The following is a 21617-nucleotide window of genomic DNA, read 5'->3' on the forward strand; positions in this document are numbered from 1 at the left end:
ACTAAAGCGCCTTGCCTTGCAGAAGCCGCGGCAGCTTGCCAACGGTACCGCGCGCATGTTCCATAAAAAACCCTTTAAGTTTCGGCATTTTATTAACCGCCGCGAGTCCGATATCCCGGGCCAACCGAACGGGCGGAATCTCGTTGGTGAAAAGGCGGTTGAGGCCGTCGGTGATTACCAACAGAGTAATACTGTCAAAGCGCCGCCAGCGCTGATAATCCTCCAACACCATATCGCCGCCAATGTCCTGACCGAGACGGGCCGCATCGATCACCACCTCCGCAAGGGCCGCGACATCGCGCAGACCGAGATTGAGGCCCTGTCCAGCAATCGGGTGCATCCCATGGGCGGCGTCCCCAATGAGGGCCAGACGCTGGTCCACATATCGCTCTGATTGATGCAGGGACAGCGGATAGCTCCAGCGCGGCCCGACAACAGTGAGCTTACCAAGGTAATCCCCAAAACGCTTTGCCATTTCCTCAGCGAATTCTGCCTCTGGCAGGGCCATAATAACCTTTGCCCTTTCGGTTTGCTCCGTCCAGACGAGGGAGGAGCGGTTCCCCGTCATCGGCAGAATGGCAAAAGGACCAGGTTTCAAAAATCGTTCCTGCGCCACCCCGTGATGGGGAATTTCATGCGCCACCGTGCACACAATACCGGCCTGATCATAGGACCAGCCCACAATTTTAATCCCGGCCTGTTTTCGCAAGGGCGAATTTCGACCATCCGCCGCCACCAGCAGCCGCGCCGATATTTCGTCGCCCGTCGACAAGGTCGCAGTAACCCCGTCCGGAGTGCGCTCAATCGTGGAATATTCCACAGGCGCCCGCATTTGCAGCGTTGGAATCTCCGTGGCCCTTTTCGCCATGGCCTGTCGCAAATGCCGATTCTCAACCATATGTCCGAACGGCTCGTCGCCAAGCTGCCGATGGTCATAATGCAGAAAGCATTTTGACGGTCCGTCGGTGATCCGAATATCAAGCATGGGCTGTGTCGCCTCGACATGGTCCCAAATACCAGTGCTGCGAAGCAAATTGCGCGAAGCATGGGCAATGGCGGAAACCCGACCGTCGAAATCGGCGCTAAGAAAATCCTCTGGTGCCGCACGCTCCAGCACCACAACCTCAAGTCCCGCCGAGGCTGCCGCAATGGCAAATGGCAAGCCGTTAAGCCCGCCGCCAATGACCAGAATATCGATATTGGTGTTATTTTTTGTCATTTCCGTCAGAACCTGTCCCTGCCGTTTTGCAGTCAGCCATGATTACAGGGTAAAAGCCGCAAGACAATGGCTATAGCGCCTAAACGCCTCATTATTTCAACATATTGCGTCAAAATCACGATAACAGCTTCGTGATCAGAGAGAAACACGGCTTCACTTCTCTGTGAAAATTAGATAGGGATGCGGGCGCCAGCCCTTGAATACGGCATTATGCGACCAATTTTTAAGCTATAGGGATTTAAAAAGTCTCTTATAACAGAATAATATAGAGGACGGGAATTATGATGGGCGGGAAAAAAATCCTTCTGATCGACGATGACAGCAGCCTTCGCGAAACACTGGCGGAGCAGCTTGACCTGCATGAAGAATTTGTGACGCATCAGGCACAGACCGCATCAGAGGGACTTCAGAAAATCAAGGCCTGCCATTTTGACCTGATCCTTCTGGATGTCGGACTCCCGGATATGGATGGCCGCGAGACATGCAAACTTATTCGCAAGGCCGGAGTCAAAGCACCGATCATCATGCTGACAGCACAGGATAGTGATAGCGACCAGATCCTCGGCCTCGAATCCGGGGCTAATGATTATGTTGCCAAACCATTTCGCATTGGCGTTCTGCTCGCCCGTATCCGCGCCCAGCTTCGCCAGCACGAGCAAAGCGAGGATGCCGTATTGAACATCGGCCCCTATAGTTTTCGCCCGGCCGGCAAATTGATGGTGCATAAGGAAACCAGCCAGAAGGTAAGGCTGACCGAAAAGGAAACGTCTATCCTGAAATATCTGTACCGGGCGGGCAAGAAGGTGGTCTCCCGCGACATCCTGTTGAATGAGGTATGGGGTTACAACGCCGGAGTCACCACCCATACCCTTGAAACCCATATTTACCGGCTGCGCCAGAAAATTGAGAAAGAGCCTTCCGAAGCAACCATTCTGGTCACGGAAACCGGCGGTTACCGGCTGGCCCCCTGACTGCTTGTCCTAGCCATTTTCACGCAGCACCTGTCCCGCAAGATAGAGGCTCCCCGCAATCAGCAATCGGCACCCGCCCTGTTCAAGATCCGGCATCAGGGCCATCACCGCGGCCCCAAGTGACGTCTGGCCTGACACGTCAAGCCCGGCATCGATCGCAAATTTCGCAAGTTCATCGGCCGGGGTTGTGGCCGCCTCCCCCGCGATAGCAATGCAGCAGCCCTTGGTAATCGTCTCTGCGAGCTCTCTAAAAAATGCGCCCCGGTCCTTGGTGTTGAGCATCCCGGTGATCAAGTAGGTCGGCTTCGGGTCCCTCCGGTTCCAATCCCTAAAACTCTTCGCTATCTGTTCGGCCGCAGCGGGGTTATGGCCACCATCCAGCCAGATTTCGACATTGGCGGGCAATAGCGAGGCCAGCTTACCTGTTGTCAGCCGCTGCAGGCGCGCGGGCCATTCAACCCGTCGCAACCCCTCCGCTATATGATCCGGCGTAACATTAAAGGCGCGCAGCTGTTCGAGGCAGGCGACGGCGGTGGCCGCGTTGTCTATTTGGTGCATTCCCGCGAGCGACGACATTGGAAAGGCCTGCTCGCCCGTTCGCCCGCGAAAACGCCAGCCATCCCCCGTCCCCCTGCACGACCAATCCTCATCAAAGATATAAGTGGCTGCCTTCAGCCGCGCGGCAGTCGCTCGCAGAACCGCCAATGCCTCGCTTGTTTGCCGACCGATGACCACCGGCACGCCCGCTTTCATTATTCCCGCTTTCTCACCGGCAATTCCGGCAAGTTCGTTCCCGAGATATTCCGCATGGTCCATGGAAATCGGGGTGATTGCCGTTAATATCGGTCGTTCGACCATATTCGTGGCGTCAAGGCGCCCGCCAAGCCCTGTTTCCAGCAGCAGGATATCCGCCGGCGTCTCAGCAAAGGCCTTAAAGGCAGCTGCGGTGGTGATCTCGAAATAGGTGATCGGGGTCGGGCCGTTGGCCTGTTCACAGAAGGCCAGCAACTCCGCCAGATCCTTTTCGTCAATGATTGTCCCGGCAACGCGAATTCGCTCGGCAAACCTTACCAGATGTGGGGAGGTATAGACATGGACCCGGTATCCCGCCGCCTCCAGCATCGCCCGCAAATGCGCGATCAGGGAGCCCTTTCCATTCGTTCCTGCAACATGTAGAACCGGCGGCAGCCGCTTCTCGGGATGATCAAGCTTGGCTAGCACCTGCTCCATGCGAGCGAGCGATAAATCGATGATTTTGGGATGCAGCGTCATCAGTCGCGTGAGCACCTGATCGCTGGTATCGGCGGTCATGTTTCCGGACCGGCTATTCAGCAGACGGGGATTTGCCGTCACCGTCGGCTTTGCTGTCAGCCTTTGTTTCGGGAGCTTTTACCGCGGGCTTTTTCTCAGTCACTTTCTTGACGGCGGATGCCGGGAGTTTAACCTTTTGACTGAGCAGGTTGACAAGCCGGGACAGTTGATCGCGCATATCCCGACGATGCACCACCATATCAAGCATGCCGTGCTCCAGCAGGAACTCGGCGCGCTGAAACCCTTCAGGCAGGGTTTCGCGGATGGTTTCCTCAATCACCCGGGGTCCGGCGAAGCAGATCAGCGCTCCAGGCTCTGAAATCTGGACATCGCCCAGCATCGCATAGGACGCCGTAACGCCACCGGTGGTCGGGTCCGTCAGAACCACAATAAACGGCAAGCGGTTTTCTTTCAAACGCTGGATGGCGACCGTGGTGCGCGGCATTTGCATCAGGGACAATATCCCCTCCTGCATGCGTGCGCCCCCTGCCGCGGTAAAAAGAATTAATGGTGCCTTTTGCAAGATGGCCAGTTTAGAGGCGGCAATGATTGCCTCCCCCACCGCAAGACCGAGAGACCCGCCCATAAATTCAAAATTCTGCACAGCAATGACGGCGGGAATTCCTCCAAGCTTGCCATGGGCGACTTTCATCGCATCCTTATCGCCAGTCTTCTGCCGCGCTTCCTTCAACCGCTCCGTATAGCGCTTTGAATCCCGGAACTTAAGTGGATCGACGGGCACTTCGGGGAGTTCAATCAGGTCATATTTGGCATCGTCAAACAGCGCCTCGAACCGTTCCGCCGGACTGATGCGTAAATGATGATCACACTGCGTACAGACATTCTGGTTGGCTTGCAGATCATTATGAAACAGCATCTGTCCGCAGCTTGGGCATTTAACCCAAAGATTGTCAGGCAGTTCCTGTTTTGCTGTCAGTTGCCGGAATTTCGGCAACACCTTGTTTGTTAACCAGTTCATAATCTACGTCCTGTTACTACTTACGCACGCTCCGGATACCATCCGAAATCTCCGCAACGAGGGTAAGTACTCGTTTTACCGCATCATTGTCATCGCATCCAAGCGCCACCTGCTCGACGAGCGCGGTACCGACGACCGCCCCCTCGGCAATCTTGGCAATTTCAGCAGCTTGCGACCCATTTCGCAGTCCGAATCCGACGGCAATCGGCAAATCAGTAGTTTTGCGAATGCGGATCAATGCCTTTGCCACATCTTCCGGTTTTGGCGCCGCGGCGCCCGTTGTTCCGGCAATCGAAACATAATAGAGGAAACCCGATGAATTGGCGAGAACCTTGGGCAGGCGAGCTGCGTCGGTTGTGGGAGTTGCCAGACGAATAAAGTTAATCCCGGCGGCAAGCGCCGGCAGGCATAGCTCACTATCCTCTTCGGATGGCAAATCAACAACGATCAACCCATCTACCCCGGCCGCATTCGCATCCACCAGAAAACGATCCACGCCATAGGAATAGATGGGGTTATAATAGCCCATCAGCACAACCGGTGTTTCTGCATCGCCCTCGCGAAATTCCGAGATCAGCCTTAATGTAGATTTAAGCGTAGCGCCGGCGGCAAGCGCCCTGAGGCCCGCCTGCTGGATTGCAGGACCGTCCGCCATCGGGTCTGTAAATGGCAGTCCGACCTCGATAATATCTGCCCCTGCGGCGGGCAGGCCCTTGAGGATATCGAGCGAAGCCTTGTACCCAGGATCCCCCGCCATGACATAAGTGACAAAGGCAGCACGTCCCTCCGCCTTCAGCGCGGCAAAACGCCGGTCGATACGGGTTTCGATCACAACTCAACTCCCAGGGCCTGTGCAACGGTAAAAATGTCCTTGTCGCCGCGCCCGGACAGATTGACGACGATCAGATGATCTTTCGGCAAGCCCGGCGCAAGCTTTTCCAGATAAGCGAGTGCATGAGCAGATTCGAGCGCAGGAATAATTCCCTCCAACTTGCAGCAGAGCTGGAACGCCGCCAAGGCCTCGTCATCGGTTGCGTTCACATATTTGACCCGGCCAACATCATTGAGCCAGGCATGTTCCGGCCCGATCCCCGGATAGTCCAGTCCGGCGGAAATGGAATGCGCTTCGGTAATCTGGCCATCGTCATTCTGGAGTAAATAGGTGCGATTGCCGTGAAGGATGCCCGGTCGTCCGCCATTTAGTGACGCTGCATGCTTGTTCGTATCAATTCCGTGGCCCGCCGCCTCGACCCCGATAATGTCAACAGTCTCATCATCCAGGAAGGGATGGAACAGACCCAGGGCGTTGGAGCCTCCGCCGATGCAGGCGAGCAGGGTATCGGGAAGCCGTCCTTCCGCTGCCAGCATCTGACGGCGGGTTTCCTCGCCAATAATCTTCTGAAAATCACGCACGAGCTGGGGGTAGGGATGCGGGCCTGCGACCGTTCCAATAATATAGAAAGTATCTTCGACATTGGTCACCCAGTCGCGCAGCGCCTCATTCATGGCGTCCTTTAAGGTGCGCGCACCGGACTTGACCGGAATGACCTCAGCACCCAGAAGCTTCATCCGAAAAACATTGGGCTTTTGCCGCTCAATATCCGTCTCACCCATGTAAATTACGCAATCAAGGCCAAACCGGGCGGCAACGGTGGCGGTCGCCACGCCATGCTGTCCAGCCCCGGTCTCGGCAATAATCCGTTTCTTCCCCATGCGCCGCGCGAGCAGGATCTGTCCCATGCAGTTATTGATCTTATGGGCACCGGTGTGATTGAGATCTTCCCGTTTAAGGTAAATCTTTGCGCCGCCATAATGCTCAGTCAGCCGTTCGGCAAAATAAAGGGGGGATTCCCGCCCGACATAATGCTTGAGTAATCCGGCAAGCTCAGACGCAAACTCAGGATCGTGTTTCGACGCCTGATAGGCAGCATCAAGTTCAAGGATGAGCGGCATCAGCGTTTCTGCGACAAAGCGGCCGCCAAATATTCCGAAATGACCGGTCTCATCAGGGCCGGACCGGTAGGTATTCAGTTTCGTCATAGTGAATTTCGCCTCAACGTCTCAATTAAGCTTCGATGGCCTTAAGCGCCGCCAGAAAGGCCGCAATTGCCACCGGATCTTTGCGCCCCGGTTCAATTTCGACCCCGGAGGAAGTATCAACAATCCTCGCGCCGCTGATTGTAACCGCCGCCGTTACATTTTCGGCATTCAGTCCGCCCGCCAGCATCCACGGAATGGTAAATTCCAGCCCCTGCATCATCCGCCAATCGAACACGAGGCCATTACCGCCGGGAAGAGCATTCGCCATGGTTTTAGGCGCTTTCGCATCGAAAAGCAACATATCAGCGATATTTTCATAGGCCTTTGCCATCACCATATCGCTTTTTTCTGCAATTTTGATTGCCTTGAGGACCGGAATACCGAATTTTCTCTTAATCCGGGCTACCCGTTCGGGGGATTCTGATCCATGCAACTGTATCCAATCGAGAGGCACGACGGCCAGCACCTCCGCGAGCAAGGCATCATCGGGGTCGACAAACAGGCCAACCTTCTCAATTTCTTTCGGAACCTCGGTAACGAGAGCCGCTGCCGCCTCGGGCGATATATTTCGGGGACTTGGCGGATAGAAAACCAGACCGACAAAGCTCGCGCCATGGCGGACCGCCGCCGTAACGGCAGCCGCATCAGTCAGTCCGCAAATTTTTCCCCGGATTGTCATATCAGGCGGCCAGTTCCCCGACGATCATTGCTGCCGCCGCCGCCGGGTTCGCCGCGCTCGTGATCGGGCGTCCAATAACGAGATAGCTTGCCCCCTCCGTCATCGCCTCCAGAGGTGTTTTTACACGCTTCTGATCGCCATGATCGCTGCCGGCAGGGCGAATGCCCGGTACTACCAATTTAAAATCCGGCCCAACGATTTTCCGGATTGCCTTGATCTCCCGCGGACTGCAAATCACCCCATCAGCGCCATTTTCCTGCGCTAGGGCGGCAAGGCGCAAAACCTGATCCTCCGTCGTGCTGTTCACCCCAACAGCGCGCAGATCATCATCATCCAGACTGGTGAGGACCGTAACGGCGAGAATAAGCGGCCGGGCGTCGCCAAATTCAGCCGAGGCATCCGCCGCCGCCCGGATCATGGCCGGACCGCCGCTTGCGTGGATAGTCAGCATATTCGGGCTCATAATTTTTGCCGCCGCCCGGACCCCCCCGGCGACTGTATTGGGAATGTCGTGGAACTTGAGGTCGAGAAAAAGTGGCGTTTTCTCACCAGCAACACTCATTACGCCAGTAGGGCCATGGGCAGTAAAAAATTCCTTACCAAGCTTTATCCCACCGGAAATCGGGGCGAGGGCCGCGCCAAGGACCATTGCCTTGGTAAGATCCGTCATGTCAATCGCGGTGAACACGGCATTTCTAGGCTGATGTCTCATCCAAATAGGTCTCCTCCTCGGCACATATTGCTGAAAACTGCCGCGATAATAGAAGTTTTTATCAAAATGAAAAGCGATATACCACCCTTACAGCAGATTTTCCGCCAATAATCTGGCACGCGACCAGATATAGCCATTACCGTTACCGGTTGGCCTCAAAAGCGAGAATTGCCGCGGCAAGATCTTCAAGTGCGGCCCCTGTTGATTTGAACAAGGTAATCTCGTCGTCATTCTGGCGGCCGGCGTGCCGGCCCGTACAAAGATCATACAGATCCGCGCGGATATCCTTTTCCTGAATGGTGCCGGCTTTCAGCGGCAGAACGATATCCCCTGCCTCGTTCAGGCCGCCTTCGAAGGTATCAACGAACAGGCTGGCTATTTTAACGGCAGTATCATCAGATTCACGCATTTTTGGGGTAAAAGCCCCGACCAGATCGAGATGCGCGCCCGGCTTAAGCCAGGCGCCGCGGATCAGTGGCTTGGTCGAAAGGGTGGCGCAGCTGATGATATCTGCGGTTCGTGCCGCCGCTTCCAGATCCGGGGCGACTGTCACCTTCAGCCCTGCGCTTGCCAATGTGTCGGCCAGCGCTTGCGCTTTCTTCCTCTTATGGTTCCAGATTTTTATTTCTTCAAGGGGGCGGACCGCCAGATGGGCGCGGATAAGACAGGGTGCCATTGCCCCCGCGCCGACCATTAACATGGATGCTGCGTCTTTACGTGCCAGATAGGAGGCAGCAAGGGCAGAGGCCGAGGCCGTGCGACGGGTGGTCAGCTCGCCTGCGTCCATCAAGGCAAGCGCACGTCCATCCGTCGCGTCAAACAGAAGATAGTTCCCCTGAACGGACGGCAGGCCGCGGGCGCCGTTCTCCGGCATCACGGTGACAGTTTTAAGTCCGAGATAGCCGCCCTGCTGCCAGGCCGGCATCAGCAGCAACGTGCCCTTTTGTGCATCCTTTTCATCAAGATTATGGTGATGACGGAGGGGTTGGGTGCAGCCGGCGACAAACATATTTCGAAGCGCGTTGATCAAATCCGGATACCGGAGCGCATCAGCGACATCCTGAGGGGAGAGAAGCTGCATAATATCCTTATAAGGCTGTATGATGTTCAAGTTGCCGGGGGCTGTCCTTGGACTCCCCACTTATTGGACCCTTGACTTTAGATGCATCCAGATCCCGGGAAAGGGTCAGATTCTGCCCCTTCAATTCAGCAATTTCACGGCGTTGCCGCCGGTTTTCCCGACGGGTTGCCCCACCCCGCAGCCAGGTCGAGATCGACCCCAGCAACAGGCCGATAAATCCGGCTGCCAGCAACAGGATATAAAGGGGCAGATCAAAAATGAAGGGTAATGGATCGAGCGAGAAAACAACGTCATGCCGATTAGCAATGCTGAGTGCACTGATGATCAGGACGACAACCAGGAAAATTATCCAGGAAATGAGTTTCAGCATGATCGGCCTTTAATAGAGGGGTCCGGAAGCGCGTGATTCTTATGCGTCGTCCGCATTCAGACGGTCACGAAGTTCCTTTCCACACTTGAAATAGGGTACAAATTTTTTATCGACCTGAACCGCTTCTCCGGTTCGGGGGTTACGCCCCACTCGCGCCGCGCGTTCCTTAGTCGAAAAAGCGCCAAACCCGCGCAGTTCAACCCGGTCGCCGCGGGCGAGGGCGTCGGAAATCTCATCAAAAATCGTGGTGACAATCCGTTCGACATCGCGCTGATAGAGATGGGGATTATTGTCAGCAATAAGCGTAATCAGTTCAGATTTTATCATTCCAGGCTCCCCGAGACATTTCTTAATTTGTATTTGGCGACCGGTATTCCGGCTCCGTTACTCAGGGTGCCAAAGGGAAAGCAGTCCGTCAAGTGTAAGTCGTTCTGATATAACGCTTTTCCCTATCATTCCGGCTAAAAGACGGGCAATCAATGGTTTTGGTTCGCTATAATCGACCGTCATGAGCGGCAACGAGGCGGGAATCTGACGCGCTGATTCCAGCCAGACCCGAGCATCTTCTATGCCGCCGATCTCGTCTATCAGTCCGTTCTGGACGCCCGTGAGGCCAATCATCACCCGGCCATCCGCGAGGCTGCGGACAGCGGTCTCATCCAGCGGGCGGCGGGCGACCACAAGCCCAACAAACCATTCATAGGTTTCACTCACCATTCCCTGAAGGTTTTCGCGGCCCGCTTCTGAAATCGGCTTGAACGGCGACGGCTCACCTTTGAGGGTGCCCGAGGTTATTGCCGTTGCAGTAACACCAACTTTCTTCATCAGTTCAGAAAATTCGGTGAGTTGTACGATAACGCCGATCGATCCGACAATGGAGGATTCACCCGCAAAAATCCGATCCCCGGCAAGTGCTGTCATATAACCGCCCGAGGCGCCGAGCGTGCCAATAACCGAAACCACGGGCTTCTTTTCGGCGACGCGGCGCAGCACCTTGAACAGCCGCTCACTGCCGTAGGTTGAGCCGCCGGGACTGTTGATATAGACGACAACCGCCTTCACAGACGGGTCATCAATGAGATGATCAATCACCTCTTGGCGACGATCATTTTCGACAATTATTTCATTGATATCAACCCGGGCGACGTGGTCGACATCCTCGGCCTCGTCGCTACCAAAAAAAATCCAGACGCCGCCGACCACGATTAACACGATGGCCAGAAGGCGCCACCAAAACAGGCGCCGCTTCAGACGGCGCCTGTCATGTGTGTTTCCGTTATCGACCGACATCTTGCCTGTCCAAATCGGTCCAGGACCGGCCGACACCCGTTTTCAAGTAAGGGTCAGTCATCCGCCTTGTCGCCGGAGGTATCCTCTTCACCTTCGTTGGCTTTACGCATTGCCGCCCCGAGGATATCCCCGAGTGAGGCACCGGCATCGGAAGACCCGTATTGAGCAACGGCCTGTTTTTCTTCCGCCACTTCCTTAGCCTTGATGGAGAGGGTGATTTTCCGGGTTTTGCTGTCAATTGCCGTAATTTTGGCGTCGATCTTGTCGCCAACAGCAAACCGGTCTGGACGCTGTTCAGCACGGTCCCGGCTAAGCTCACCCTTACGGATGAAGCCAACGACACCTTCGCTGATTTCGACATCAAGTCCGGCATCCTGAATGGCAGACACCGTGCAGGTAACGACCGCGCCTTTTTTCATTTCGGCGGCACCGGCAAAGGGATCTTCACCCAACTGCTTGATACCGAGGCTGACCCGTTCTTTTTCAACATCAATGTCGAGAACCTTGGCCTTGACCTCATCACCCTTGGTGTAAGCCTGAATGGCCTGTTCACCGGGCTGGCTCCAGTCGATATCGGACATATGAACCATACCGTCGACATCATTTTCAAGGCCGACGAACAATCCAAACTCGGTGATGTTCTTGACCACGCCCTCGATCGTGGAACCGACCGGGGTTGTCTGGGCAAATGTATCCCAGGGATTGTCGAGACACTGTTTCAGGCCGAGGCTGATCCGGCGGCGGGCCTGATCAACTTCCAGCACCATCACTTCGACTTCCTGTGATGTGGAAACGATTTTGCCCGGGTGCACGTTCTTCTTGGTCCAGCTCATTTCAGAGACATGGACGAGACCCTCGACACCGGCTTCAAGCTCAACAAAGGCACCATAATCAGTAATATTGGTGACTCGTCCTGTGAATTTGCTGCTAAGCGGATATTTCGCTTCAAGAGAATCCCAAGGATCCTCTTCCAGCTGTTTCATACCAAGGCTAATACGCTGGGTTTCCTTGTTCAGGCGAATAACCTGAACTTTCACCGTTTCACCAATCGTGAGGGCTTCTGACGGGTGATTGACCCGGCGCCAGGCGATATCGGTGACGTGAAGCAGACCATCGACGCCGCCAAGGTCAACGAACGCACCGTAATCGGTGATATTCTTGACCACACCTTCAAGGGTCTGGCCTTCTTCGAGGGTACTGATCAGTTCAGAACGCGCTTCGGCACGGCTCTCTTCGAGAACGGCGCGGCGGGAAACAACAATATTACCCCGACGACGATCCATTTTCAGGATCTGGAATGGCTGCGGAATGCCGCGAAGCGGCGCGATATCGCGAACCGGGCGCACATCGACCTGACTGCCTGGCAGGAAGGCCACGGCACCGGAAAGATCAACGGTAAACCCGCCCTTTACGCGCCCAAAGATGACGCCATCGACGCGCTCATTGGCGGCAAAGGCGACTTCGAGTTTCTCCCAGGCTTCCTCACGGCGTGCCTTGTCCCGGGAGAGAACAGCTTCCCCGGCAGAATTTTCAATGCGTTCGAGGAACACTTCCACCGTATCGCCAATTTTAAGATCGGATTCTTGACCCGGGGCTGCAAATTCCTTGAGCGGAATGCGCCCTTCCGATTTCAGGCCAACGTCGATGATGGCAAGATCATTCTCAATATTGATAACGGTGCCTTTGATAACAGTGCCTTCAAGGCTATCACTGGCGCCATAGGATTCTTCCAGAAGTGCCGCAAAATCTTCCATTGCGGGCATACCTTCATCGGCAAAAGCTGTCTCTGTCATATTTGATTTCCTTAACAACCCAGATATCAGGCCAAACCGGTCTTCCGGCGGATTTTTGGCCACTTGCCTCCCCAGTTAAAGGTACGCACGCGGGAGACGCTTTATAATCGGTGTTCCGGCGCGGTCGGAACGGTTTCAGTTTCTATCGGCGGCCGTCAATAATCCGGCAAGCCGCGTCGAGTGCCGCTTCTATATCCAATTTTGACGTATCTAGCAAGTAGGCATCGTCTGCTTTTTTTAGAGGCGCAACGCCGCGGTTGCTGTCGCGATCATCGCGGCGATGCAGATCGGCAAGAACCGCCGCGTAATCAACAGTCTCCCCCTTGGCCACCAATTCCTCATAGCGCCGTTGCGCGCGGATATCCGCGGCGGCGGTGACGAACAGTTTCACATCAGCATCCGGACAGACCACCGTGCCGATGTCCCGGCCATCCAACACAGCGCCGGGCGGGCGTTTGGCAACGTCACGCTGAAACCGAAGCAATGCATTACGGACTTCCTGATTTGCCGCCACAATCGACGCTGCATTTCCGGTTTCCTCATTTCGCAGCGCCGGATCGTCGAGGGAAATATCGCTTATACCGGCGGCGGCCTCCACGGCGGCGGTCGCCGAGGACGGGTCCTTGCCTGATTGCAGTAATTTCAGGCCGACGGCCCGATACAGCAGGCCGGTATCAAGATACTGCAGCCCGTAGTGAGCCGCGATTCGCCGCGCCAACGTCCCTTTACCTGCCGCAACCGGCCCGTCCACGGCGATGATCATGCGGGAGAACCGTTTGAAAATTTGCCGCCGAGTCCCCTCAGCAGGGAGACAAAACCGGGAAAGCTAGTCTCCATCACCCGACCGTCATCAACTGTTACAGAACTTTCCGCCGCGAGGCCCATCACCAGAAAGGACATGGCGATACGGTGATCAAGCAATGTTTCGACATAGGCACCGCCGGCAGGCGCCGCCCCGTCGCTTTCGATAATCAGGCCATCCTCCAGCTCTTCAAGGGTAACCCCGCAGGCGCGCAGGCCCGTCGCCATTGTCGCAAGCCGGTCCGATTCCTTGACCCGAAGTTCCCGCAGACCTCGTAACACCGTCTTGCCCTTGGCGAAAGCGGCGGCCACAAACAACACCGGATATTCATCTATCATTGAGGGTGCCCGTTCCGGCGGCACCTCTATTCCGCTGAGGACGCTGCTCTTCACCCGAAGATCACCGACCTTTTCGCCTGCCTGCTCGCGGATATTTGTAACTTCAATGTCTGCCCCCATTTCGATCAGCGTTTCGAACAGCCCGTCGCGCAACGGATTCAGACCAACATTGGTAAGCGTTACGTCGGAACCCGGCAGGATTGTTGCCGCAACGACCACGAACGCCGCCGACGAGGGGTCGCCAGGCACGATAATGTCCGCGGCCCTTAGTTCCTGCTGACCGGCAAGTTCAATTACCCGGCTGCCATCCCGCTGTTCAGTCACGGTCACCTTAGCACCGAAATGCCGAAGCATATTCTCTGTATGATCGCGCGTCGGGCGCGGCTCAGTGATTCTGGTTAATCCCGCCGTATCAAGCGCCGCCAATAACAAGGCGGACTTTACCTGGGCCGAGGCAACCGGCAGTTCATAGTCAATCGGCATCAACTGCCGACCGGTGATCGCGAGGGGGAACCGTCCGTTCGACCGGCTTGTAATGCGAGCGCCCATTTCCTCAAGCGGCAGGCTCACCCGCGCCATTGGGCGCCGATGCAGGGACGCATCGCCACTGAAAAAAGTAGTGAAAGGGCAGGAGGCCACCAACCCCATCAGCAGCCGGGCGGCCGTCCCCGAATTTCCCATGTCGAGTACCCGATCAGGTTCAGCCAGCGCGCCAACTCCATTTCCGGTTACTTGCCAGCAGCCATCCGTATCCCGCGTTACCCGGGCACCGAGATTGCGCATAGCGTCGGCGGTGCGAAGAACGTCCTCGCCCTCCAACAGGCCGGTGATGCGAGTGTTACCCGTCGCCAATGCCCCGAAAATCAGAGCGCGATGAGAAATTGACTTGTCCCCCGGCACCGAAATCACGCCCTTTAGCGGCCCGGTACGTTGGGCGGTTACAGAACCAGAGGAGGCTGGAGCAGAGGTCATTTATGTCTTGCCAGAAAATATGAAGGAGGGCTCGAAAACGCCCAAACACGGTTAAAAATTCTCCCGGTTTTAGCAAGCTTTCACAGCGATGTCACATAAAGCTACGCCCATAATGAAAGAAACTTTTGACAGCGGTCCGTTATTCTGGCAATTCACCCCTTCATATTGAAAATTGGGCGCCATGGGGCAGCCCGGTACCCAACAACAAAAATGAGGTGACAATGGCAAAACCGGAATGGGGCGAAAAGCACCGTTGCAGTTCCTGTGGCAAGCCTTTCTATGACATGAAAAAGAAGCCGATCATCTGTCCTGCCTGCGGGGCGGAGAATGTCGCGGAAAGACTGCTTAAGCCACGCCGTCATGCCGGATCGGCGGCAGTTGCTGCAGCGGAGAAAAAAGCCGCTGCCCTTGCCCTGGCCGCAAAAAAGAAAGCGGCGGAGGAAGAGGACGAAGATCTTGATGATGATCTGGTCGATCCCGATACAGTTGATCTTGGAGACGACGACGACGACGATGATGATCTGTCCGGCGTGGTCATTAAACCGAAGAGCGATAGCGAAAGCTGATTTCAGAACGACTGCATTTTTGACTTGAATATAAAAAGGCTTCGGCATAGTTTCCGAACCCTTGAGCGGGGAAATCCCGCCACAATGGGGCCATAGCTCAGTTGGGAGAGCGCTTGAATGGCATTCAAGAGGTCGACGGTTCGATCCCGTTTGGCTCCACCAAAATTATTAAGGGCTTAGCTGGAAACAGCTAGGCCCTTTGTCTTTCCAAGTGATCTATAAGTGACCGCTGCGCGCGATTTAGAACCTCTTCACTCGCGCGTTCGCCTCTGTGTTAAGAAGTCAGCCTATGACACCAATTCGAGAAGCAGTTATCAAGGGAGATGGGCTTGCTATCCGGTGCGACGATTGCACCCGGCGGGCTACCCCGGCACATGTGAATATTTTTAAAGTGCTAGAGCGGCGATTGAGGAAACCGGAAAACGATATTTGCGCCATGCCGGTTGAAGATATTGCTGCCTATATGGTCTGCCACTTTAGGCCAAAAAATGTAACGGCGCGCACGGTGGAGCCTGCCAAGTTGGTGCCTGTATGGATTCCTTTCACATCGCGGAAGCAACGCTTCAAACCGATTTCGCCCCTGATTCAATGCCCGTTGACAGTTCTTTGACATCCTGAGATGTTGGCAGCAGATCAATAAAAATATGTCACAAAAAAAGGATTATCACAAAGTGAAAACTCTCCTAATATCGGCTTTTCTTCGCTTCGGGGGGATTATGGGATCCTCTGTTCTCGTCGCCAGTTCAATATTATTTTGCACAGTCGCTCAGGCGCAGTATGCCGATGGATATTACCCTAAATCGAAGGAGTTGCCCACGATGCCTAATGAGGAAATCGGCAAGGTATCGTATAATCTTTATCAACGAGCAATGGAATGCATTGATGGTATGGGTTCGGATAGCCTGGAAGGATATATGAGCGCGGAGTGGTGCTCCAAATATATAGAATGGGAGCGTAATATGAAAAATGAAATACGTTATGCTGTTATCAAGGCGGGCTTTTCTAAGGAAGACGCGAATTGTATCGCCATACTTAACGCCAATGTGCGAAGGCAATTTTCCCTAGCAATATTCGATAACGGCGGGCAATCCAACGAATTTCCAAATCGGAAAACAGCTGATGCAACTAGTATGCATATCGTGCCACAAGTCGAACCTTGCGTCGAGCGGATCGGCAAATACGTATAAATGATAAACCTCTCATAGAGAAACAACTTGGATAGCATTCAAGAGGTCGACGGTTCGATCCTGTCTGGCTCCATCAATTATTTTAAGGGCTTAGCTGGAAACGGCTAGCCCCTTATTCTTTAAAGGAACCTGTTAAATTACCTTTTGAAATGGTTTAAGCCTTTGCCAACATGCGTTTTTATGGCCATTTAGAAGCCTGCCCTTGACCATTTCTCATACTCACGCCGGGGTGGGTAACGCACCGCCGACCAGAAAGATATCCAGGGGAAAGTTGTAAATGTCAAAAGCAACTTTGACAGAAACATATTCAGCGCCTGTCTCGCAATAGCATTGGTTCTGCTCGACCGGTCTTTTAGAGGATATCCCGTCGGGCGTGAAAAGGGCGACGTTCGTTCCTTTGTTGGGACACCGTCCCGAGGTGAAATGAAATCCATTAAAACCGGCAGTTCGCATTGCGGTGCCTAGCTTCTGGGCTGAGCCATAGTTTGATTTATGCCGGAGAATATCCGAATAGTTTTCGAAAGGAGCCACTCTCAGGTCAAGGCCCGGATTTAATATATATTTCGCAGAAAAAAGAGTATGGTTCGTTACAATTGTTTTCTGAGGAAAGTCTGTTTCCATTCCCGCCCGGAAGACAAACCGATAAAAAGCCAATTCCGCGAAAGCGGTCTCCGGTTTCAATGCTCCATAAAAAAGCGATGCTTCCGTCGCCGTACCAAAGCGGGACCCCCATTGCAAAGGCGGGTAGCGAAAGGGTGTTGAAAGAAGGTAATGAAGCTCGCGGGCAGACTCCGGCATGGTGGGCTTGCTGTCATCCAGCAACTCTTCAAGCAGGGATTGCTCAGCCAGAGTATCGACTAAATCAAGTGTCGCGATATCCTCCTGGCTTTCGACTACTCGCCATAAAATACCCTGGAGAGATTGCCGCGGCGCATGGCCGATAATCGTCGACCAATCAGATTTTTCCACGCATGCCGTCCAGATATCTCAAAACGGAGACGAGGCCTTCCACAGTCTTTACCAGATTCTTCGGCTTGTCGTGGAGATGCTTGTTTTCCGTCGCAAACCAATGTGCCATATTCTCCTTGTTTCCGCCGAGAATAGCATGCAGGCCGCGGTAGCAACGGACGAAGAGCAAGGCAAGCTGGCCGGACTTTGAAGCCGGCCTTATTCCCTTGTTGATAGAGGTCCGGTCGCGCCCGATCACGTCACCCAGCTCCGTCAGTGTGAGGCCCAACTGAGTCGCCGCATTCTTCGCCGCCTTTCCGAGAACTGCGCTCTCGTTCAATTGCTGTATGTTACTCGTGACCGGCATATTAGCCCATCCTTTAACTCTGGCAAATTTTGATGAAATATCGCCATATACGCTACTATATGATGTATTATCATCATATGAGATAAGCCACAATTAGCTCCACGTCAATATTTTAGTGATGTCGAATGATGGTTTTCCTACACTCTGTTCACAGAATTACGCCAAAAAAACAAAAAACCCGGGCCATCAAGACCCGGGTCATGTTATGCGTCAAAACTTGAGAGGTGTCAGGCGGCAGCGCCTTGGCGCCGATTAGAGGAGCGATTTCGGCGCGGGCCGTTGCCCGACGGTCCGGACCGCTGCGATTTTGCCTGTCCGCCGGGGCGTCCCTGCCGTTGTCCGCCGGCATTGTTGCGGCCATTGGAGGCGCCACGACGTCCGCCGCCATTGCCGGACTCCTCAACGGAACCTTCAGGTGCTCTTGCGATCCCTTCCAGATGGAACGGATGGTCCTCGAGGACCGGCACCTGCTGACGGATGATCTTTTCAATATCGCGCAAATATCCCCGCTCGTCGTGATCACAGAACGAAAGTGAGGCACCAACGGCACCGGCACGGGCGGTCCGGCCAATACGATGCACATAGCTTTCTGGCTCGTTCGGGATCTCAAAGTTAATGACATGGGTCACGCCATCAACGTCAATTCCGCGCGCTGCCACGTCGGTAGCCACCAAAGCACGGGTCTCACCGCTGCGAAAGGCATTCAACGCCTTTTGCCGCGCGTTCTGTGATTTATTGCCATGAATGGCGCCGGAACTGATGCCAAGCTGATCTAACTGGCGGGCAACCCGGTTGGCACCGTGTTTGGTCCGCGTGAAAATCAGCACCCGGCTGAGACTATCGTCTTTCAGCACATGGGCGAGTAATTCGCGTTTGCGCGCCTTGGGCACGAGAAGGACATGCTGATCAACCTTCTCAGCTGTCGTCGCGGCCGGGGCCACCTCGATCCGCTGGGGATTGCGCAGTAGGCTGTTGGCCAGTTTTTCAACAGTGCCGGGCATGGTCGCCGAGAACAGTAATGTCTGGCGTTCCTTCGGCAGTTGAGCGACGATCTTCTGGATATCGCGAATGAAGCCCATATCGAGCATCCGATCCGCTTCGTCCAGGATAAGATACTCAACCTTTCCAAGGTCGATACAACGCTGGTTGTTCAGGTCCAGCAGGCGGCCAGGAGTGGCAATCAGAATATCGACACCCGGCGCCAGCGCCTTGATTTGTGGCTTGGCGGAGGCCCCACCATACACGAGCGCGACGCGCAAATGCAGGTATTTGGCATAGGCCTGGATATTTTCTGCAATCTGCACGGCCAGTTCGCGCGTTGGCGCCAGGATCAGGGCGCGGGTACATTTGGCATTGCGCTTACCTTCGCCCGTGAGCAGTTTCTGAATGAGGGGAAGCGAAAAGGCCGCCGTCTTGCCGGTGCCCGTCTGGGCAACGCCAATCAGATCCTTGTCTGCCAGCACCAAAGGGATTGCCTGTTCCTGTATGGGAGTCAAATCCTCATAGCCGCCCTCCTGGACAGCGCGTAGGACGGAAGCGTTCAGACCGAGGTCCGTAAATTTTGTCATTAAATAATATCTTTCCAGTTAATAAGAGGCCTGTTGCTCGCAACAGCATCTCACTACACCGCATGAACAAACGACCGATCAGTTTCCTGATCAACAGTTTTTGTACAATTGGGGCAGGTTTTTAAACGCCTTTGTTTCGCGTTAAAATAAGATGCTAGGGCGTGATAGCAACGCGACGCTCTTCTGGCATCGCTTCGGCAGGGCAGACTTGTACGCTATTTGCAGCGAATGTCAACTCTAGTGATCAACGGAAGCCCGTTGATGCTAATTTCCCGCGAGCAGTTTCAGCCGTTGCAGAGCGTCCTGGGCAAGGCTGCGGGTAAGCGCGGACGCATCGATCTCATGCGCCAAAGCCGCCGCTTGCCCCGACCATAGCGAAGTGAAATCACCGGAGCCGTCTTTCTCCGCCTTCGCCTTTAAGGGCGCAAGCGCCGCTCCCGCGGCCGGAAAGGGAGGTGTGTCCGCCGATATCGGGCCGATATCGCGGATCACCCGGTTAATCAGACCGCGCGCAGGCCTGCCCGAGAACAGGTTCGTGATCACGCTCTGGTCGTCACGGGCAGTCTTCAACGCCTGCCGATGCAAATCAGTAATGAGCGATTGCGGAGTAAAAAGATACGCAGTTCCGATCTGTACGCCCGCCGCGCCGAGCGCAAAAGCGGCCGCGATGCCACGCGCATCGGCAATGCCGCCTGCCGCGATAACCGGAACATCCACTGCATCGACGACCTGCGGCAGCAATGCAATCGTCCCCGCCTGCGCCGTGACATCCTCCGTCAGGAACATGCCGCGATGACCTCCGGCCTCATACCCTTGCGCGATAATGGCGTCGCAGCCGTTCTCCTCCAACCAGCGAGCCTCAGCAACCGTGGTTGCACTCGACAGAACGCGACACCCAGTGTCCTTAACGCGGGCAAGCAGCGATTTTTCCGGAAGACCAAAATGAAAGCTTACCACTTTTGGGGCAATTTCCTCGACCAGCGCGCACATGCTTTCATTAAACGGGCGACGACGGGGCGACGGGGCGACGGCGCAATATCTGCGGGATCAAGACCAAATTCCGCATAGTAAGGGGCAAGACGCGCCGCCCAGGTCGCTGTCTGCTCCTTTGTCGGGTCAACCGGCGTGTGGCAAAAGAAATTCATGCTAAAGGGACGGGACGTCTGTTGGCGGATGACACCGGTTTCAGCGCGTATCTTGTCCTCGTTCAGCATCGCGCAGGGCAAAGATCCAAGGCCACCCGCCTCACTCACCGCAACAACAAGTGCCGAGCCATTAGCTCCCGCCATCGGCGCCTGAATAATCGGATGTTCAATTTCGAGCAGGTCAAGTAATTGTCTATTCGGCCACATGTCGTTTCTTCCCTCCTGCCTGTTTGAAAGTGAATATTATCCGGTTTTCCATGATCCGGGTAAATTTATTTCCCCTATTTATGGTCGCCTCAAGCCCTTGCACGACCTAGTCTGATAATCCTGCCGTCAATGACAACAAGACCGGCAAAGATGATCCCCATGCCAAGGAACGCCATTGGCTCCACTTCCTCACCGAGAATACCGATTCCCAATATCAGGGCACTAACCGGCACCATAAACGTAACCAGCAAGAGGTTTGTCGCCCCGGCACTTGCGAGCACGCTAAAATACAGCATGAACGCGAACGCAGTACTGATAACGGCAATCCCAACGACTGCCCCGAAACTTATCCAGTGAAATGGGAGGGCAAAGGGGTCTTCAACAATAAAAAGGATCGGCAGCATGATAAAGCTCGAACATATCAACATGCCTGCGGCATTGGACAGCGGCGGTATCTCCCTCAGCTGTTTTCCCCAGACTCCGGCAAAGCCGTAGAAAAGGGCCGCACAAAGAATGGACAACTGCCCGAATCCCTGCGGGCTGAACCCATCATTCATGCTCGGCTGCATCATCACGAACACACCCGCAAACCCGAGTAGAACGCCAATGCCCTTATTCAGGGTCAAACGTTCGTCCAAAGTAAAAAAATGCGCTACAAGAACCGTAAATATTGGTGTCATGGCGTTCAAGATCGAGGCTTCGCTACCGGTAATCTGCGTCTGCCCCCAGACAATCAAGCTGAAAGGAAGGACGTTGTTCAAAAGCCCCATAACCATGTAGGTACGCCAGAGTTTACGCCCGCGCGGAAGCCGACGCCCGCTGAGATAAATTACCGCGATCAACGTCAGTGCCGCGACGGATACCCGCAAGAAAACGATAGTGAAAGGTGTCAGGTCCACCAGTGCGACCTCGACAAGAAAGAAAGAGCCACCCCATATAATCGACAGGACAACCACATATCCCCAGTTTTTCAGCGACATTCTAACTCTCATCCTTTTACAAGTAAGGCCGCCACCCTACTGCGTCGTGCTCCCAGGCGATCTCCGTTTTCTGTTGAGGCCTTCGTCATCCC

21 protein-coding genes, 1 tRNA gene and 1 pseudogene are annotated in these 21617 nt (G+C 54.8%); 4 read left to right on the top strand and 19 right to left on the bottom strand.

The annotated features are described in order from the left end of the window. Position 1 precedes the first annotated feature (1 nt). A complete protein-coding gene (locus ACESNI_RS00315; RefSeq protein WP_373083804.1) occupies positions 2-1219 on the bottom strand; it encodes an FAD-dependent monooxygenase in 1218 nt (405 codons plus the stop codon). A 281-nt stretch (positions 1220-1500) separates the two neighbouring features. Here ACESNI_RS00315 and ACESNI_RS00320 point away from each other — a divergent pair, with 281 nt between their 5' ends. Next, entirely contained in the window at positions 1501-2190 is a 690-nt protein-coding gene (locus ACESNI_RS00320) for a response regulator transcription factor (RefSeq protein ID WP_373083807.1), read from the top strand. 9 nt (positions 2191-2199) lie between these two features. On the opposite strand, the gene ACESNI_RS00325 is transcribed toward ACESNI_RS00320, so the two are convergent. The 13 genes from ACESNI_RS00325 to aroA all read right to left on the bottom strand — a co-directional run bounded on the left by ACESNI_RS00325 (position 2200) and on the right by aroA (position 14557). Then, positions 2200-3543: a folylpolyglutamate synthase/dihydrofolate synthase family protein gene (locus ACESNI_RS00325; RefSeq protein ID WP_373083809.1), complete on the bottom strand. Its 1344-nt coding sequence runs from the start codon at positions 3541-3543 to the stop codon at positions 2200-2202. Continuing rightward, positions 3515-4480 (bottom strand): acetyl-CoA carboxylase, carboxyltransferase subunit beta, encoded by a 966-nt coding sequence (accD, locus tag ACESNI_RS00330; RefSeq protein ID WP_373083811.1) that lies wholly within the window; start codon positions 4478-4480, stop codon positions 3515-3517. Before accD ends, ACESNI_RS00325 begins: the two co-directional genes overlap by 29 nt. Positions 4481-4496: 16 nt before the next feature. Further along, positions 4497-5309: a tryptophan synthase subunit alpha gene (gene trpA / locus ACESNI_RS00335; RefSeq protein WP_373083883.1), complete on the bottom strand. Its 813-nt coding sequence runs from the start codon at positions 5307-5309 to the stop codon at positions 4497-4499. Then, positions 5309-6520 carry a tryptophan synthase subunit beta gene (trpB, locus tag ACESNI_RS00340; RefSeq protein ID WP_373083813.1) on the bottom strand — a complete coding sequence of 404 codons (1212 nt, stop codon included), beginning with the start codon at positions 6518-6520 and terminating at the stop codon, positions 5309-5311. The genes trpA and trpB overlap by 1 nt, the downstream gene beginning before the upstream one ends. A gap of 25 nt (positions 6521-6545) precedes the next feature. Next, positions 6546-7199: a phosphoribosylanthranilate isomerase gene (locus tag ACESNI_RS00345; RefSeq protein WP_373083815.1), complete on the bottom strand. Its 654-nt coding sequence runs from the start codon at positions 7197-7199 to the stop codon at positions 6546-6548. A 1-nt stretch (position 7200) separates the two neighbouring features. Continuing rightward, a complete protein-coding gene (gene pyrF / locus ACESNI_RS00350; protein WP_373083817.1) occupies positions 7201-7911 on the bottom strand; it encodes an orotidine-5'-phosphate decarboxylase in 711 nt (236 codons plus the stop codon). Positions 7912-8053: 142 nt separating this feature from the next. Beyond that, positions 8054-8992: an ornithine cyclodeaminase family protein gene (locus ACESNI_RS00355; protein ID WP_373083885.1), complete on the bottom strand. Its 939-nt coding sequence runs from the start codon at positions 8990-8992 to the stop codon at positions 8054-8056. A gap of 7 nt (positions 8993-8999) precedes the next feature. After that, complete coding sequence (locus ACESNI_RS00360; protein WP_373083819.1) at positions 9000-9362, bottom strand: lipopolysaccharide assembly protein LapA domain-containing protein; 363 nt, start codon at positions 9360-9362, stop codon at positions 9000-9002. A 39-nt stretch (positions 9363-9401) separates the two neighbouring features. Beyond that, positions 9402-9689, bottom strand: a complete 288-nt coding sequence (gene ihfB, locus ACESNI_RS00365) for an integration host factor subunit beta (protein WP_373083821.1) — start codon at positions 9687-9689, stop codon at positions 9402-9404. Positions 9690-9746: 57 nt separating this feature from the next. Continuing rightward, positions 9747-10652 carry a signal peptide peptidase SppA gene (gene sppA / locus ACESNI_RS00370; RefSeq protein WP_373083823.1) on the bottom strand — a complete coding sequence of 302 codons (906 nt, stop codon included), beginning with the start codon at positions 10650-10652 and terminating at the stop codon, positions 9747-9749. Between the two features lie 53 nt (positions 10653-10705). Continuing rightward, entirely contained in the window at positions 10706-12445 is a 1740-nt protein-coding gene (gene rpsA / locus ACESNI_RS00375; protein ID WP_373083825.1) for a 30S ribosomal protein S1, read from the bottom strand. 142 nt (positions 12446-12587) lie between these two features. Further along, positions 12588-13208, bottom strand: coding sequence for a (d)CMP kinase (gene cmk / locus ACESNI_RS00380; protein ID WP_373083827.1), 621 nt, complete (start codon positions 13206-13208; stop codon positions 12588-12590). Next, on the bottom strand, positions 13205-14557 hold the full coding sequence (aroA, locus tag ACESNI_RS00385; RefSeq protein ID WP_373083829.1) for a 3-phosphoshikimate 1-carboxyvinyltransferase: 1353 nt from the start codon (positions 14555-14557) through the stop codon (positions 13205-13207). The genes cmk and aroA overlap by 4 nt, the downstream gene beginning before the upstream one ends. Positions 14558-14778: 221 nt before the next feature. On the opposite strand from aroA, the gene ACESNI_RS00390 reads away from it, so the two are divergent. The 3 genes from ACESNI_RS00390 to ACESNI_RS00400 all read left to right on the top strand — a co-directional run bounded on the left by ACESNI_RS00390 (position 14779) and on the right by ACESNI_RS00400 (position 16310). Then, a complete protein-coding gene (locus tag ACESNI_RS00390) occupies positions 14779-15123 on the top strand; it encodes a TIGR02300 family protein (protein WP_373083831.1) in 345 nt (114 codons plus the stop codon). 86 nt (positions 15124-15209) lie between these two features. Next, positions 15210-15285, top strand: a tRNA-Ala gene (locus ACESNI_RS00395). A 656-nt stretch (positions 15286-15941) separates the two neighbouring features. Next, positions 15942-16310 (top strand): hypothetical protein, encoded by a 369-nt coding sequence (locus tag ACESNI_RS00400; protein ID WP_373083833.1) that lies wholly within the window; start codon positions 15942-15944, stop codon positions 16308-16310. 219 nt (positions 16311-16529) lie between these two features. On the opposite strand, the gene ACESNI_RS00405 is transcribed toward ACESNI_RS00400, so the two are convergent. The 5 genes and pseudogenes from ACESNI_RS00405 to ACESNI_RS00425 form a co-directional block, all read right to left on the bottom strand. Next, positions 16530-17279, bottom strand: coding sequence for an RES family NAD+ phosphorylase (locus ACESNI_RS00405; protein WP_373083836.1), 750 nt, complete (start codon positions 17277-17279; stop codon positions 16530-16532). Next, positions 17266-17625: an antitoxin Xre/MbcA/ParS toxin-binding domain-containing protein gene (locus tag ACESNI_RS00410; protein WP_373083839.1), complete on the bottom strand. Its 360-nt coding sequence runs from the start codon at positions 17623-17625 to the stop codon at positions 17266-17268. The genes ACESNI_RS00405 and ACESNI_RS00410 overlap by 14 nt, the downstream gene beginning before the upstream one ends. A 227-nt stretch (positions 17626-17852) precedes the next feature. Further along, positions 17853-19193 (bottom strand): DEAD/DEAH box helicase, encoded by a 1341-nt coding sequence (locus ACESNI_RS00415; protein ID WP_373083841.1) that lies wholly within the window; start codon positions 19191-19193, stop codon positions 17853-17855. A 264-nt stretch (positions 19194-19457) separates the two neighbouring features. Further along, positions 19458-20545 (bottom strand): annotated as a pseudogene (locus ACESNI_RS00420) (NAD(P)H-dependent flavin oxidoreductase). Positions 20546-20634: 89 nt separating this feature from the next. Continuing rightward, complete coding sequence (locus ACESNI_RS00425; RefSeq protein ID WP_373083843.1) at positions 20635-21525, bottom strand: DMT family transporter; 891 nt, start codon at positions 21523-21525, stop codon at positions 20635-20637. Positions 21526-21617: the final 92 nt, after the last annotated feature.

This window comes from Sneathiella sp., from assembly GCF_041689005.1.
In the GTDB taxonomy this organism is placed as follows: Bacteria; Pseudomonadota; Alphaproteobacteria; order Sneathiellales; family Sneathiellaceae; genus Sneathiella.

Excerpts from the sequence above, each read along its gene's own strand:
- ACESNI_RS00390 (WP_373083831.1), top strand. The coding sequence starts at position 14,779 with ATGGCAAAACCGGAATGGGGCGAAAAGCACCGTTGCAGTTCCTGTGGC.
- ACESNI_RS00425 (WP_373083843.1), bottom strand. The coding sequence starts at position 21,525 with ATGTCGCTGAAAAACTGGGGATATGTGGTTGTCCTGTCGATTATATGG.
- cmk (WP_373083827.1), bottom strand. The coding sequence starts at position 13,208 with ATGATCATCGCCGTGGACGGGCCGGTTGCGGCAGGTAAAGGGACGTTG.
- sppA (WP_373083823.1), bottom strand. The coding sequence starts at position 10,652 with ATGTCGGTCGATAACGGAAACACACATGACAGGCGCCGTCTGAAGCGG.
- ACESNI_RS00415 (WP_373083841.1), bottom strand. The coding sequence starts at position 19,193 with ATGACAAAATTTACGGACCTCGGTCTGAACGCTTCCGTCCTACGCGCT.
- ACESNI_RS00315 (WP_373083804.1), bottom strand. The coding sequence starts at position 1,219 with ATGACAAAAAATAACACCAATATCGATATTCTGGTCATTGGCGGCGGG.
- ACESNI_RS00345 (WP_373083815.1), bottom strand. The coding sequence starts at position 7,199 with ATGACAATCCGGGGAAAAATTTGCGGACTGACTGATGCGGCTGCCGTT.
- ACESNI_RS00360 (WP_373083819.1), bottom strand. The coding sequence starts at position 9,362 with ATGCTGAAACTCATTTCCTGGATAATTTTCCTGGTTGTCGTCCTGATC.
- trpB (WP_373083813.1), bottom strand. The coding sequence starts at position 6,520 with ATGACGAAACTGAATACCTACCGGTCCGGCCCTGATGAGACCGGTCAT.
- accD (WP_373083811.1), bottom strand. The coding sequence starts at position 4,480 with ATGAACTGGTTAACAAACAAGGTGTTGCCGAAATTCCGGCAACTGACA.
- ACESNI_RS00410 (WP_373083839.1), bottom strand. The coding sequence starts at position 17,625 with ATGCCGGTCACGAGTAACATACAGCAATTGAACGAGAGCGCAGTTCTC.
- rpsA (WP_373083825.1), bottom strand. The coding sequence starts at position 12,445 with ATGACAGAGACAGCTTTTGCCGATGAAGGTATGCCCGCAATGGAAGAT.
- aroA (WP_373083829.1), bottom strand. The coding sequence starts at position 14,557 with ATGACCTCTGCTCCAGCCTCCTCTGGTTCTGTAACCGCCCAACGTACC.
- ACESNI_RS00320 (WP_373083807.1), top strand. The coding sequence starts at position 1,501 with ATGATGGGCGGGAAAAAAATCCTTCTGATCGACGATGACAGCAGCCTT.
- pyrF (WP_373083817.1), bottom strand. The coding sequence starts at position 7,911 with ATGAGACATCAGCCTAGAAATGCCGTGTTCACCGCGATTGACATGACG.
- ihfB (WP_373083821.1), bottom strand. The coding sequence starts at position 9,689 with ATGATAAAATCTGAACTGATTACGCTTATTGCTGACAATAATCCCCAT.
- ACESNI_RS00400 (WP_373083833.1), top strand. The coding sequence starts at position 15,942 with ATGCCTAATGAGGAAATCGGCAAGGTATCGTATAATCTTTATCAACGA.
- ACESNI_RS00355 (WP_373083885.1), bottom strand. The coding sequence starts at position 8,992 with ATGCAGCTTCTCTCCCCTCAGGATGTCGCTGATGCGCTCCGGTATCCG.